Raw genomic sequence first — 14,035 nt, 5'->3', positions numbered from 1 at the left:
TGTCGTCCTTCACCTTCAATAACATTTATCTAACAGAAACTGAGTCAAAATTTATGCCATTTACCCTCGGTCAACGCTGGATCAGCGATACAGAAAGCGAACTTGGATTGGGAACCGTTGTTGCATTGGACGCACGAATGGTCACTTTGCTTTTTCCTGCCAGCGGAGAGAACCGCCTTTACGCTCGCAATGATTCCCCTATTACCCGTGTGATGTTTAACTCAGGGGATGTTGTCACCAGCCACGAAAGCTGGCAACTCAAAGTAGATGAAGTCCAACAAGAAAATGGCCTACTTATTTATACAGGTACACGCCTTGATACCCTGGAAGAAAATGTCACTCTGCGCGAAGTATTCCTCGACAGTAAACTCACCTTCAACAAACCACAGGATCGCCTGTTTGCAGGACAAATTGATCGGATGGATCGCTTTGCCCTGCGCTTTCGTGCCCGTAAATATCAAAGCGAGCAATTTAAACTTGCTGAAAGCGGTCTGCGCGGTATTCGCGCAAGCCTGATCCCTCATCAGCTTCATATCGCTAACGAAGTAGGCAAACGCTATGCCCCAAGGGTGCTGCTGGCTGATGAAGTTGGCTTAGGTAAAACCATCGAAGCTGGGATGATCATCCACCAGCAATTGATGGCCGGTCGTGCTGAACGTATTCTGATTATTGTGCCAGACAGCCTTCAGCATCAATGGCTGGTCGAAATGCTACGCCGTTTCAATTTACGCTTTTCCCTGTTTGATGACAGCCGCTATACCGAAGCACGACACGACAGTGATAATCCATTTGAAACAGAACAATTGGTACTTTGCTCACTGGATTTTGTCCGCCGCAATAAACAGCGTTTTGAGCATATGCTTGAAGCCAGTTGGGATCTTATGGTAGTGGATGAAGCTCATCATCTGGCCTGGAGTGAAGATGCACCAAGCCGTGAATATCAGGTCGTTGAGCAATTGGCTGAACAGATCCCTAGTGTGTTGCTGTTAACTGCAACCCCGGAGCAATTAGGGCAGGAAAGCCATTTTGTCCGCCTGCGCTTGCTTGATCCAAGCCGTTTTCATGATTATCAAGCTTTTATTGACGAACAACAAAAATACCGCCCGGTTGCTGATGCTGTCACTCTGCTGTTATCAGGTGAACAGCTCAATAATGACCAATTAAATCTAATGGGTGAGCTCATCAGTGAACAAGATATTGAGCCTCTACTGAAAGCAGCCAACAGCAACGGTGATGATAGTGAAACTGCACGCCGCGAATTGATTTCCATGCTGATGGATCGCCACGGTACCAGCCGTATTCTATTCCGTAATACCCGTAATGGCGTGAAAGGTTTCCCCCATCGGGAACTACATCAGATAAAATTGCCTTTGCCAACACAATATCAAACAGCCATTAAAGTCTCCGACATTATGGGTGCTAAAAAATCGCTGGAATCTCGCGCCAGGGATATGCTTTATCCCGAGCAGATCTATCAGGAATTTGAAGGCGAAAACGCCACCTGGTGGAACTTTGATCCTCGTGTAGAGTGGTTACTTGGTTTCCTGATGGCAAATCGTGATGAAAAAGTACTGGTAATTTGTGCTAAAGCAACCACTGCTCTGCAATTGGAACAAGTACTGCGTGAACGCGAAGGTATTCGCAGTGCTGTTTTCCATGAAGGATTATCATTGATTGAACGTGACCGCGCCGCCGCCTATTTTGCTTCTGAAGAAGATGGTGCTCAGGTGCTACTGTGTTCCGAAATTGGCTCAGAAGGTCGCAACTTCCAGTTCGCCAACCAGTTAGTCATGTTCGATTTACCGTTCAACCCAGATTTACTGGAACAGCGTATCGGACGTTTGGATCGTATCGGCCAAAGCCGTGATATCCGGATCAATGTGCCATATCTGGAGAATACCGCCCAAGCTGTCTTGATCCGCTGGTATCACGAAGGTCTGGATGCATTCGAGCACACCTGTCCGACAGGCCGTACTATTTACGATCACTATTATGAAATTCTGCTGAACTACCTTGCCAAGCCGAATGAGCAGGAAAAATTTGATGAATTTATTGATCAATGCCGCCAACAGCATGAACAGCTCAAACAGCAATTAGAACAAGGTCGTGACCGACTGCTGGAAATGAATTCCAATGGTGGAGAGCATGGTTTGCAGTTGGCAGAAAAAATTTCAGAGTATGAAAATGATACTGAGTTGGTGAGCTTTTCTCTCAACTTGTTTGATATCGTTGGTATCAATCAGGAAGATCGCAGTGACAACATGATAGTGTTAACACCCTCTGATCATATGCTGGTCCCGGATTTCCCAGGGCTGCCACAAGATGGCTGCACTATTACATTTGATCGGGAGCAGGCGCTGTCTCGTGAAGATGCCCAGTTTATCAGTTGGGAACACCCGATTATCCGTAATGGGTTAGACTTGATCTTGTCTGGTGATACCGGTAGCTGTGCTGTCTCTCTTCTAAAAAATAAAGCATTACCCGTTGGAACGCTGTTGGTAGAGCTAATTTATGTGGTTGAAGCGCAAGCACCAAAACATCTGCAATTGACCCGTTTTCTTCCCCCAACCCCACTGCGAATACTGATGGACTTGAAAGGCAACAATCTGGCTGGTCAAGTAGAATTTGAGAGCTTTAACCGCCAGCTTAATGCAGTAAACCGCCATACCGCGAGTAAGCTGGTTAATGCCGTGCAAAAAGAAGTTCACACTATTTTGCAACAAGCAGAAGGTTTAATAGAAACACAGGCACAATCATTAATCGAACAGGCGAAGAAGGAAGCTGATGAAAACCTCACTGCTGAACTTTCTCGTCTGGAAGCACTGAAAGCAGTCAATCCCAATATTCGTGATGATGAATTGGAAGCAATTGAATCCAATCGCCAACAGTTACTGCTTAACCTGAATCAGGCCAGCTGGCGTCTGGATGCAATCCGCCTTGTTGTTGTTACACATCAGTAAGAAAGATTAGAGATACTCGGATTTAGTGCGGGATGGAATGAACGCCATTCCCGCATTTTCCCTGGTACCCTGATTTCAATGAGCAAGATACTGTCTTTTACCGGAGTCTTAATGGAAGCGTATAACCCACCCACCGATCCCTGGCTACATGTGCTCTATCAGGATCAGCATATCATTGTGGTCAATAAACCTAGTGGACTACTCTCTGTTCCTGGACGGGCTGAGGAACACAAAGACAGTATTATGACTCGGATACAGCAACAGTTTCCGGCTGCGGAATCTGTTCACCGGCTGGATATGGCAACCAGCGGTGTAATGGTAGTTGCATTGACCAAAAATGCAGAACGTGAACTGAAGCGCCAGTTCCGTGAACGGGAACCGAAAAAAACTTATATTGCACGAGTTTGGGGATATCTGAAACCGGAAACCGGCATAATTGATCTCCCTCTGATTTGTGACTGGCCAAACCGACCAAAGCAGAAAGTTTGTTTTGAAACCGGGAAATCAGCGCAGACTGAATATGAAATACTCGCTTACGAAGATCAAGCAACCAGGGTGAAACTCTCGCCAATAACGGGTCGTTCACATCAGCTCAGGGTACACATGCTGGCACTTGAGCACCCAATTCTGGGAGACCGGTTTTATGCTCATCAGCAGGCAAGAGCAATGGCGCCTCGCCTGCAATTACATGCACAGGAGCTATATATCACCCATCCGGCCTATGGAACTCCAATGCATTTTCAGTGCACAGCCGATTTTTAATCAGTTGACAAATACAGTAATCGAATCTAATGAAGCCAATATCAAGCACAAAGCCACGCCGAACCCTCCCAAGAGAATACGGATATTTGCCATTTTTTGCATCCCTCTTTAGTTAAAGCCAATAAATCATAAAACTTTCTAATATTTTAGAGAAATAAAAAATAAACACAACGATCATAGGGGACTTTATTCCCCTATGTATTTAATAAGATGTTTTTTAAAAAGAAAATTTGACTATTTAAAACCTTTTTCTTTTTTAATAAGATCATACGCAGCCTGAATTGACTGGGCTTTTTGTTTAGCAATTTCCATCATTTCCGGTGGTAAACCTTTTGCCACTAACTTATCTGGATGATGCTCACTCATCAATTTACGATAAGCACGTTTAATTATCGTCGCATCATCATTTTCACCCACACCGAGTACCTTACAGGCATCTGCCAATGTTGGCCCCTGAGTTGCTCTCCTATAACCGTCATACTGTTGTTGCCACTCTTCACCACCACCGAAATTGCGGCCACCTTCCATCATGGCAAGGAATTGTTCAAACTGGTTACGAGAGATCCCAAGCTCATCAGCTATGATAAACAACACTTTCCTCTCATTCGGATGCAACTGACCATCAGAAAATGCAGCCTGTAACTGAATTTCTAAAAACATCCGAACTAAATCAGACCGACCAAAACAGGCACGACGTAATTGTCTCAATGTCTCACGCAAAGGAAAATTGGGTTCTTTGCCCTCACGAAAAGCATGCTGGGCCGCTATTCGGGCTTGCCCGTGAAGTTGCATTCGGTCCATTAATCGGCTGGCAAGCTGGATATCCGTTTCAGTTACCCGTCCTTTTGATTTAGTTATATGCCCCATCACTTGAAAAGTACTGCTGAAAAACAGCATCTGACGGGACTGATTATTTGCAAAAAACCCTTGGCTTCTGCGTACACTGGCCCTATCAAACATATGACCGATAAATAAACCAATGACAATACCCCAGAAACCTGCTCCAGACGTAACACCAAAGATCAGCCCAATCAGTTTTCCCCAATAATGCATATACTCCTCAATTCATCAATGCCCTGAGTGCAGTTTTGCATTATCATACTATTCATTCAGCTCCGTGCCTAACGGCAAGATAAGTAAAGGTGTGACTTTACACTGGCGCATATTCATTGAGTGCGCTAGTCTCTTGAGGTTTGCCGGCACAATGCCACTGATGACGGAACCGCATAAATATCTATGAAGAAATGTTATCCAACTTTGCTGGCCACAACAGTATGGGCCGCACTTTACAGTCAGCATGCACATGCTGATCTCGCAGCACAATGTATGCTGGGTATACCTGTTTACGATCAGCCAATAATTAATGGTGATCTCAATCAATTACCTGTCAATATTCTGGCAGATGATTCACGTGCAGATTATCCGCGCTCTGCTGAATTCATCGGTAATGTCAATATTAAACAGGGCAATAAAACGCTGACCGCAGATAAGGTACAACTTGATCAAACAGAAGATGAAATTCCGGTAAGGACTGTTACTGCAACGGGTAATGTTCATTACAATGATCCGCAAATTATTCTAAAAGGTCCACGCGCCTGGTCTAATTTAAATAATAAAGATACAGATGTTGATCAAAGTGATTATCAAATGGTCGGGCGTCAGGGACGCGGCACCGCAGATAAAATGAAATTACGTGATGCAAACCGTTATACCATTATGGATAACGGTACTTTTACTTCCTGCCTGCCAGGTAATGATAGCTGGAGTGTTGTTGGCTCTGAAGTCATTCTCGACCGTGAAGAAGAAGTGGCTGAAATATGGAATGCCCGTTTCAGAGTAGTTAATGTTCCGGTATTTTACAGTCCATACCTTCAACTACCGATCGGTAGTAAACGCCGCTCCGGTTTCCTTATTCCTAACGCCAACTATTCCAAAAAGGACGGTATTACATTTCTGCTGCCCTATTACTGGAATATCGCACCAAATTATGATGCTACGATTACGCCGCACTATATCAGTCAACGCGGTTTAAAACTGAATAATGAATTCCGTTATTTAACTAAAGCAGGTACAGGTACACTAGCACTGGACTGGCTGAATAATGACAAACAGTATATCGAGGATAAAAAGACCGGAACGCGTACTGCCAGAGAGAGTGATAATCGCTGGTTATTTTACTGGAATCATAGTGGTGTTATGGATCAGGTATGGCGTTTTAATATCGACTATACCAAGGTCAGTGATCCTGGATATTTCTCTGATTTCTCTTCCCAATATGGTTCCACCACTGATGGCTATGCCACACAGAAACTCAGCTTGGGATATGCTCAACAAAATTGGAATGCCACACTATCAACTAAACAGTTCCAAATATTCTCAACCGGCGGTAACAAAAATGCTTATCGCGCAGAGCCACAATTGGATCTGAACTATTATAAAAATGATCTAGGTCCGTTTGATCTTCGTATCCATGGTCAAGCGGTAAAACTCACCAGTACTGAGAAAAATAACCCTGAAGCAACCCGTTGGCATCTGGAGCCATCCGTTAACCTGCCACTCTCCAATGGTTGGGCAAGTATCAATAACGAAGCCAAGCTGATGGCAACCCACTATCAGCAAGATATTCCTGACATCAGAAAAAATTCCGAATTACAAGAATCTGTTAACCGGGTTCTGCCACAGTTTAAAAGTGAAGCCAAAATGGTGTTTGAACGTTCAATGTATCTGAACAACGATTACACCCAAACGCTAGAGCCACAGATTCAGTATCTGTATGTGCCGTATAAGAACCAAGATAATATCAATAACTACGATTCGGCCCTGCTACAGGCTGACTATACCGGTCTGTTCCGTGACCGCTTTTACGGTGGTTTAGACCGTATTTCATCCGCGAATCAGGTCACTACCGGTCTGACTACTCGTATTTATGATGAAGATTTAGTTGAACGTTTTAATCTGTCATTAGGTCAAACCTACTATTTTGAGCGCCCACGCACTGGTACCAATAAGGAAAATCTCGTTAACAGTAAAGATGGGTCAGATATGATGGCCTGGGCTGGTGACACCTACTGGAGGATTAATGATTCCTGGGGCTTGAAAGGTGGTTTGCAGTACGATAGCCGTCTGAGCAGCGTGACAATGGGAAATGCTGTACTGGAATATCGTCGTGATGCTGATAGGCTTGTACAGTTGAACTACCGTTTTGTTGACAGAGATTATATCCAAGCAACCCGTTTGCGCACCTGGGATCAAAAAGCAGAAACCGCTCCCACATTTCAGCAAGGGATTTCTCAAATTGGTTTAGTTGCAAGCTGGCCGTTAAATGATCGCTGGGGTTTAGTTGGCTCTTATTATTATGATACTAAGAAACAGCAACCAGCAAGTCAGTTAGTAGGCTTGCAGTACAACACCTGTTGCTGGGCAATTAACGTCGGCTATGAGCGTAAGATCATTGGCTGGAAAGATGATAATAGCGAATATGACGACAAATGGTCATTTAACTTTGAACTCAGAGGCTTAAGTAACAATCATAGTCTGGGTAGCCAGAAAATGTTGCAGTCTGGCATCATGCCATACCAGCGTGCATTCTGATACTAATAACGCTTTGATATTAAACACAATAAACCCGCTAACGCGGAACTTACATATGATGGAAAAAGTATGAAGAACTGGAGAAATCTCATTCTCGGATTGATGTTTTCAGTGAGTACTGCCTTCGCTGCACCTCAACAAGTGGATAAAATTGCTGCGGTTGTTAATAATGGGGTAGTTCTGGAAAGTGACATCAACAGCCTCTTACAGTCCGTTAAACGGGATGCACAACATGCAGGCCAGCAAATACCGGACGAACAAACACTACGTCATCAGATCCTTGAGCGACTGATTATGGATAATATCTTGTTGCAAATGGCAAAGCAGATGGGGATTACTATTCCTGATCAGGCTCTGAACTCTACCATTGCCAATATTGCAGCCCAAAACCACATAACGGTGGATCAGATGAAACACCGTATTGTTGCTGACGGAATCAGTTTCGATACTTACCGTAATCAGGTTCGTAAAGAGATGCTGATAGCAGAAGTGCGCAACAATGAGGTTCGCCGTCGTGTCACCATTCTGCCACAAGAAATCGATACCTTAGCCAAACAAATTAGCAACCAAAATGCTAATGATACTGAGCTGAACATCAGCCACATTCTGATACCGTTACCAGAAAATCCTGATCAGGCACAAATGGAAAAAGCCACTGCTGTGGTACGTAAAATTATGTCTGAGCTTAAGAATGGCGCTGACTTCGGTAAACTGGCTATCGCCTATTCCGCTGATCCACAAGCCCTGAAAGGCGGCAATATGGGTTGGAGTAAGCTTCAAGAACTGCCAACCCTGTTTGCGGCGCAACTACAATCAGCCCAGAAAAACGCCATCGTTGGCCCAATTCGTTCCGGTGTAGGTTTCCATATCCTCAAGGTAAATGATATCCGTGGCGGTAATGCAACAATCGCAGTCACAGAAGTTCATGCCCGCCATATTTTGCTGAGAACTTCTCCTGTCATGACTGATGCTCAAGCACGCGCCAAATTGCAGCAAATCTCCAGTGAGATTAGTAGTGGAAAAACTGATTTTGCCGATGCAGCAAAAGAATTTTCAGAAGATCCTGGCTCAGCATTACGTGGTGGTGATCTCGGCTGGAGTACACCTGATATCTTCGATCCTGCTTTCCGTGACGCGTTAATGCGACTAAATAAAGGTGAAATCAGCCAGCCGGTTCATTCGTCTTTTGGCTGGCATCTGATCCAACTGCTGGACACCCGCAAAGTTGATAAAACAGACGTCGCTCAGAAAGATCGTGCTTACCGTATGCTGTTCAACCGTAAATTTACTGAAGAAGCACAAAGCTGGATGCAGGAACAACGCGCCTCTGCTTATGTGAAAATTTTAGATGGTAGCAATGCACAACAATAAACCCATTGTTCATAAACCCATTGTTATTACCCCCGGCGAACCTGCCGGGGTTGGACCCGATTTAATTGTCGCTCTTGCTCAGCAAAGTTGGCCAATACAATTGGTCGCCTGTGCAGATCCAAATTTACTTCTGGACAGAGCCAAACAACTCAATTTTCCTTTACAGTTACAAGAATATTCTCCAGATAAAACGCCGGCACCGCAAGCTGCTGGAACATTGACAATATTGCCAGTCCCCCTTCATGTTCCAGCAGTCGCCAGTGAATTGAATCGGGAAAATGGCAGATATGTTACTGAGACTCTGGCAAGAGCCTGCGATGGTTGCCTAAATGGGGAATTTTCAGCGTTAGTCACAGGGCCGGTCCATAAAGGGAACATCAATGATGCTGGTGTGCCTTTTATCGGCCACACTGAATTCTTTGCTGATCGCAGTGGATGCCAGCGGGTTGTCATGATGCTTGCTACCGAAGAACTTCGGGTTGCTCTGGCAACAACTCATCTGCCCATTGTTGATGTGCCAAAATCCATTACTTTTGATAGCCTGCGGGAAGTTATCACGATCCTTAACCATGACTTAAAAACAAAGTTTGGCCTGGCAAAACCCTGTATTTATGTGTGTGGTTTAAATCCCCATGCAGGAGAAGGCGGTCATATGGGGCATGAAGAGATTGATGTTATTATCCCTGCATTAGAAAGTCTAAGGGCAGAAGACATTGTTCTGGAAGGGCCTTTACCCGCAGATACTTTGTTTCAGCCCAAATATCTTCAACATGCAGATGCCGTTCTTTCTATGTATCACGATCAGGGGCTACCCGTGTTAAAATACCAAGGTTTTGGCAGAGCTGTGAATATTACGTTGGGCCTGCCATTTATTCGCACTTCTGTCGATCATGGCACAGCATTGGAATTGGCTGGTAAAGGTCAAGCTGATGTGGGAAGCTTTATCACCGCATTAAATTTAGCAATTAAAATGATACAAAACAGTAATGAATAACAGAGTCCACCAAGGGCACTTTGCCCGTAAACGCTTCGGGCAAAACTTTTTAACCGATCAGTTTGTCATTGGTAGTATTGTTACAGCTATCAATCCACAACCAGGCCAAGCAGTGTTGGAAATTGGCCCTGGTCTTGGTGCATTGACTGAGCCGGTTGGAGAGCGCATGGATAAAATGACTGTGGTTGAGCTTGACCGCGATCTGGCGGCGCGCCTGCAAGTTCATCCACAACTAAAAGATAAACTTACCATTATCCAACAAGACGCAATGACCGTTAATTTTGGCGAACTGTCTCAGCAAAGAGGGCTGCCGCTACGGGTCTTTGGTAATTTACCTTATAATATTTCTACGCCATTAATGTTCCACCTTTTTAGCTATACTGATGCTATTGCTGATATGCATTTTATGCTGCAAAAAGAGGTAGTGAACCGTCTGGTAGCCGGTCCCGGCAGTAAAGCTTTTGGACGTTTAAGTGTCATGGCTCAATACTATTGCCAGGTTATCCCGGTGCTGGAAGTACCGCCAACAGCATTTACTCCCGCACCTAAAGTCGACTCAGCCGTTGTACGTCTGATACCGCATAAAAGCATACCTTACCCGGTCAAAAATATTCGTATGCTGAGCCGGATCACCACACAAGCTTTCAACCAAAGGCGTAAAACTATCCGTAACAGCCTGGGTGATCTTTTCACTGTAGAACAACTCACAGAGTTTGGTATCGACCCAAGTACACGTGCAGAGAATATTTCTGTTGAACAATACTGCAAAATGGCAAACTATCTAGCGGAACAACCTGAAATGCAGTCATAACAGGAGTCAATCATGATTAATGCGCCCAGAGTTTCTATTCAGGTACAGAGTGTTTATGTAGAAAGCCAGTCGAGTCCCGAACAACAGCGTTTCGTTTTTGCCTATACAGTCACTATTCGTAATCTTGGGCGCGAACCGGTTCAACTGCTTAACCGTTACTGGCTAATTACCAACGGTGATAACCACCAGACTGAAGTCCAAGGGGAAGGCGTTGTTGGTAAGCAGCCAGTCATTCCGCCAGGTACTGAATACCGTTACACCAGTGGCGCTATATTGGAAACGCCTTTGGGTACGATGGAAGGCCATTATAAAATGGCCGATCACCATGGTGATTTATTCCGCGTTGACATTCCAGTTTTCCGATTGGCTATTCCAACTTTGATTAATTAATTATGTCTACATATCTCGTCGGTGATATTCATGGCTGCTATCGTGAATTACGTGCTTTATTAACTAAGGCCAATTTTGAACCCAATAGAGATACGTTGTGGCTGACAGGAGATTTAGTTGCCCGTGGCCCAGATTCTCTTGATGTTCTTCGGTATGTTAAACAGTTAGATTCAGCCGTAAAAGTGGTATTAGGCAATCATGATCTTCATCTATTAGGCGTTTATGCCGGGATTAGCCGTAATAAACCCAAGGATAAGCTCAATGAATTACTATCTGCCCCAGATGCCGATGAGTTAATTAATTGGCTACGTAAACAACCATTATTACAGATCGACGATAACCTGAAATTGATCATGACTCATGCGGGACTCACACCTCAATGGGATCTGGAAACCGCTAAAATGTGCGCCCGCGAAGTTGAAACTATGCTCAGCAGTGGTAGCTATCCTCTGTTTCTCGATTCAATGTATGGAGATATGCCAAACAACTGGTCACCAGAACTCTCTGGGTTGGCACGCTTACGTTTCAGTACTAATGCATTGACGCGCATGCGTTACTGCTTTCCTAATGGTCAGTTAGACATGGTTTGCAAAGATAGACCTGAAAATGTTCCTGCGCCTCTGAAACCTTGGTTTAAGCTACCACAGCAGATCCCAGTAGAGTATTCTATTGTTTTCGGTCACTGGGCATCACTGGAAGGTCAAGGAACGCCGGATAGATTTTATGCATTGGATACAGGTTGTTGCTGGGGAGGCGAACTGACTATGCTACGTTGGGAAGATAAACAGTATTTTACGCAACCATCGTTGCCAGCAATAAAATAACGTTAAAACCGGACACGCCGTGAAAAAACTCATCGGCGTGTTTTATCAATTAGATACGGCGCTGTAAAATCTCAAAACAGTAGCTGTGAGAATTCAATTCATCTGCATCATGGTATTCAGTGAATTGAGAATCCCATTCATCCGGTTCATAGTCAGGAAAATGCGTATCACCTATTACTTCTGCATCAATATGGGTCAGATACATACGGCTAGCCAATGGGATAAATTGGTCATAGATTTTACCACCTCCCATAACCATAACTTCTTCTGCATCACCCGCTACCGCCAGCGCCTCATCAACTGAACTTACCCAAGTTACACGCTCATCATTACCCGGCTGATTACTCAACACAATATTGAGTCGCCCTGGTAACGGGTGGCCTATGGACTCGTAAGTCACTCGTCCCATAATGACTGGTTTATTCAATGTATTACGTTTAAACCAAGCCAGATCCCCCGGCAGATTCCACGGCATTGTATTATCCATGCCGATGATCCGATCCATAGCTAAGGCAGCGATCAAGCTGATATTCATTAAGTCACCTTATTAGGCAAATAGTATAAAAATTGATGACACTATACGGAAAGGGATGTACCCAGTCGATAGGATCAACGCTTTCTTAAGCATAAAAAATTAATTTATACTTAATTTGTTACTTAAGACATTCATTGATCTAAATAATAACAAATCTAATATTAACTATAGGGTACATTATGCTGGAAACATCACTACTCGTTATCACTATTTCAACTTTGGGAATGCTCTCTCCAGGCCCTGATTTCTTTCTGGTAGTCAAAAATGCCATACGTTATCAACGCGCTGCCGCAATGATGACTGTGATGGGCTTAATTGCCGCTATCACCTGTCATATGTCTTACTGTGTCGCCGGACTGGCTCTTGTTATCACCACAACTCCGTGGCTGTTCAACCTGATGAAATATGCCGGAGCTGCCTATCTTATTTGGATTGGGATCAACAGCCTGCTTTCTCGCAGCGGGAATACCATCACTCTTGATGACCAGCCACAACAGACTGTCTCCTTTAAAAAAGCTTTTATGCAGGGATTTTTATGTAATCTACTCAATCCTAAAGCAACTTTGTTCTTCCTAGCGATATTTACTCAAGTACTGAATGTCAATTCTGGTGTTGAGGAGAAATTATGGTATGCCTTTATTATCTGGAGTCTGTCGATAGTCTATTGGCCATTACTGGTAATATTAATCCAGAGTGCACCGGTACGTTACGGATTAGCTAAAACTCAGAAGATTATTGATAAACTGCTTGGTATTGTTTTAATTGGCTTAGGTGTCAAAGTAGCGCTAGGATAACAGGAATTCATTCCATTCCTTTAAGTTTTCAATAAACATAAAAGAGTGCGTTTAATAAAGCGCACTTCAAGATCCAGCCCCGATTTATTTAGAGATTTTATTATTCCCATTTTTTATAATCGATTATTTAATTGGATTATGAAAAAATTATTCCTCAGTTGAAAAAATCATTAAAACCAATTCGTTTTGTTAAATATATTTTTTGATTAACCTATTCATATTCTTACTTACCCTTTTTCAGAGATTAAATCCTGCCTTATTAACCGTTTTATCTATTCTTTTATTACATAATTTCATGGTTTTCTTCATAAAATGATAGCAAAAAATAATCTTAATATTATCCTTTACGGATAGTATTATTTTATAATTTCTTTTCAACTCTTTATTAATGATTAATCGCCTTCGATCAAATACAATTAACTGTTTTACTGAAAAACATAACCATTTGTATTAAATGATAATTTTATATAAACCTTTAATATCCCCGTACTTTCAGTTTTAAATGAACATGGTAGGTCAAACAAATTTAAAATAATCTGATGGTGGCATAGCAGATAAAGAAATTAAATATGAAAATGAGTCAGATGTTTTTAATTATTCTGTACATTTTAAAAATCAGCCATTAATACAGACCGATTTTTTAATTAAAAACTCACCTAATGAACGACTTTCATTGAGTAGCTTTTATAAAACTGATAGTTTTCCGTTTCCTGTACCGCATTTAATTTTTCCATTTTACTTAAATTAATATTTAGATTTACTTGCCATTCCTTTTCAGGTATTTTAATTTTAAAACCAGAAAGGGTAAAAGATAGGGTAATGGAATTCAAATTAACCCCCTTATTCTTTAATCATTTAATTATTATAAATAAAACTCTTGGATTCACATAATAAGTGCAACATCGTTAATCCGGAAGTAAACATGTTCGTATTCCTTTAAATAATTCATTCGGTGTTTTCCCTCCCCGTGTTTTTCTGGGGCGATTATTTAATCGGTTTACCA

General features: G+C 42.9%; 12 protein-coding genes. 9 read left to right on the top strand and 3 right to left on the bottom strand.

From position 1 onward, the window contains the following. Positions 1-53 precede the first annotated feature (53 nt). A complete protein-coding gene (gene rapA, locus EAE89_RS18400) occupies positions 54-2,960 on the top strand; it encodes an RNA polymerase-associated protein RapA (protein WP_214086373.1) in 2,907 nt (968 codons plus the stop codon). A gap of 111 nt (positions 2,961-3,071) precedes the next feature. Beyond that, on the top strand, positions 3,072-3,722 hold the full coding sequence (gene rluA / locus EAE89_RS18395) for a bifunctional tRNA pseudouridine(32) synthase/23S rRNA pseudouridine(746) synthase RluA (protein WP_054479792.1): 651 nt from the start codon (positions 3,072-3,074) through the stop codon (positions 3,720-3,722). A 234-nt stretch (positions 3,723-3,956) separates the two neighbouring features. Here the strand turns inward: rluA and djlA are convergent, their stop codons facing one another. Beyond that, positions 3,957-4,775: a co-chaperone DjlA gene (gene djlA, locus EAE89_RS18390; RefSeq protein ID WP_054479790.1), complete on the bottom strand. Its 819-nt coding sequence runs from the start codon at positions 4,773-4,775 to the stop codon at positions 3,957-3,959. Between the two features lie 183 nt (positions 4,776-4,958). On the opposite strand from djlA, the gene lptD reads away from it, so the two are divergent. The 6 genes from lptD to apaH all read left to right on the top strand — a co-directional run bounded on the left by lptD (position 4,959) and on the right by apaH (position 11,703). Then, positions 4,959-7,313 carry an LPS assembly protein LptD gene (gene lptD, locus EAE89_RS18385; RefSeq protein WP_054479789.1) on the top strand — a complete coding sequence of 785 codons (2,355 nt, stop codon included), beginning with the start codon at positions 4,959-4,961 and terminating at the stop codon, positions 7,311-7,313. Between the two features lie 69 nt (positions 7,314-7,382). Then, the gene (gene surA, locus EAE89_RS18380; protein WP_054479787.1) at positions 7,383-8,684 is read left to right on the top strand and encodes a peptidylprolyl isomerase SurA; all 1,302 of its coding nucleotides are present in this window, start codon (positions 7,383-7,385) and stop codon (positions 8,682-8,684) included. Then, positions 8,671-9,678 (top strand): 4-hydroxythreonine-4-phosphate dehydrogenase PdxA, encoded by a 1,008-nt coding sequence (gene pdxA, locus EAE89_RS18375; protein ID WP_422615518.1) that lies wholly within the window; start codon positions 8,671-8,673, stop codon positions 9,676-9,678. The genes surA and pdxA overlap by 14 nt, the downstream gene beginning before the upstream one ends. Continuing rightward, positions 9,671-10,489, top strand: a complete 819-nt coding sequence (gene rsmA, locus EAE89_RS18370; RefSeq protein ID WP_054479783.1) for a 16S rRNA (adenine(1518)-N(6)/adenine(1519)-N(6))-dimethyltransferase RsmA — start codon at positions 9,671-9,673, stop codon at positions 10,487-10,489. The genes pdxA and rsmA overlap by 8 nt, the downstream gene beginning before the upstream one ends. Positions 10,490-10,501: 12 nt before the next feature. Further along, positions 10,502-10,879 (top strand): Co2+/Mg2+ efflux protein ApaG, encoded by a 378-nt coding sequence (gene apaG / locus EAE89_RS18365; RefSeq protein ID WP_054479781.1) that lies wholly within the window; start codon positions 10,502-10,504, stop codon positions 10,877-10,879. A gap of 2 nt (positions 10,880-10,881) precedes the next feature. After that, positions 10,882-11,703, top strand: a complete 822-nt coding sequence (gene apaH / locus EAE89_RS18360) for a bis(5'-nucleosyl)-tetraphosphatase (symmetrical) ApaH (RefSeq protein WP_054479780.1) — start codon at positions 10,882-10,884, stop codon at positions 11,701-11,703. 49 nt (positions 11,704-11,752) lie between these two features. Here apaH and folA read toward each other — a convergent pair whose 3' ends face one another. Next, the gene (gene folA, locus EAE89_RS18355) at positions 11,753-12,238 is read right to left on the bottom strand and encodes a type 3 dihydrofolate reductase (protein ID WP_214086371.1); all 486 of its coding nucleotides are present in this window, start codon (positions 12,236-12,238) and stop codon (positions 11,753-11,755) included. Between the two features lie 179 nt (positions 12,239-12,417). Between folA and EAE89_RS18350 the strand changes: the two genes are divergently transcribed. Then, on the top strand, positions 12,418-13,032 hold the full coding sequence (locus tag EAE89_RS18350; protein ID WP_054479776.1) for a LysE family translocator: 615 nt from the start codon (positions 12,418-12,420) through the stop codon (positions 13,030-13,032). 656 nt (positions 13,033-13,688) lie between these two features. Here EAE89_RS18350 and EAE89_RS18345 read toward each other — a convergent pair. Then, positions 13,689-13,862, bottom strand: coding sequence for a hypothetical protein (locus EAE89_RS18345; RefSeq protein WP_161804218.1), 174 nt, complete (start codon positions 13,860-13,862; stop codon positions 13,689-13,691). Between the last annotated feature and the right edge of the window lie 173 nt (positions 13,863-14,035).

Source organism: Photorhabdus heterorhabditis, from assembly GCF_018448905.1.
In the GTDB taxonomy this organism is placed as follows: domain Bacteria; phylum Pseudomonadota; class Gammaproteobacteria; order Enterobacterales; family Enterobacteriaceae; genus Photorhabdus; species Photorhabdus heterorhabditis.
This window is presented reverse-complemented; position numbering and strand designations above follow the sequence as displayed.

Excerpts from the sequence above, each read along its gene's own strand:
- rsmA (WP_054479783.1), top strand. The coding sequence starts at position 9,671 with ATGAATAACAGAGTCCACCAAGGGCACTTTGCCCGTAAACGCTTCGGG.
- rluA (WP_054479792.1), top strand. The coding sequence starts at position 3,072 with ATGGAAGCGTATAACCCACCCACCGATCCCTGGCTACATGTGCTCTAT.
- pdxA (WP_422615518.1), top strand. The coding sequence starts at position 8,671 with ATGCACAACAATAAACCCATTGTTCATAAACCCATTGTTATTACCCCC.
- apaH (WP_054479780.1), top strand. The coding sequence starts at position 10,882 with ATGTCTACATATCTCGTCGGTGATATTCATGGCTGCTATCGTGAATTA.
- lptD (WP_054479789.1), top strand. The coding sequence starts at position 4,959 with ATGAAGAAATGTTATCCAACTTTGCTGGCCACAACAGTATGGGCCGCA.
- apaG (WP_054479781.1), top strand. The coding sequence starts at position 10,502 with ATGATTAATGCGCCCAGAGTTTCTATTCAGGTACAGAGTGTTTATGTA.
- EAE89_RS18350 (WP_054479776.1), top strand. The coding sequence starts at position 12,418 with ATGCTGGAAACATCACTACTCGTTATCACTATTTCAACTTTGGGAATG.
- djlA (WP_054479790.1), bottom strand. The coding sequence starts at position 4,775 with ATGCATTATTGGGGAAAACTGATTGGGCTGATCTTTGGTGTTACGTCT.
- folA (WP_214086371.1), bottom strand. The coding sequence starts at position 12,238 with ATGAATATCAGCTTGATCGCTGCCTTAGCTATGGATCGGATCATCGGC.
- rapA (WP_214086373.1), top strand. The coding sequence starts at position 54 with ATGCCATTTACCCTCGGTCAACGCTGGATCAGCGATACAGAAAGCGAA.
- surA (WP_054479787.1), top strand. The coding sequence starts at position 7,383 with ATGAAGAACTGGAGAAATCTCATTCTCGGATTGATGTTTTCAGTGAGT.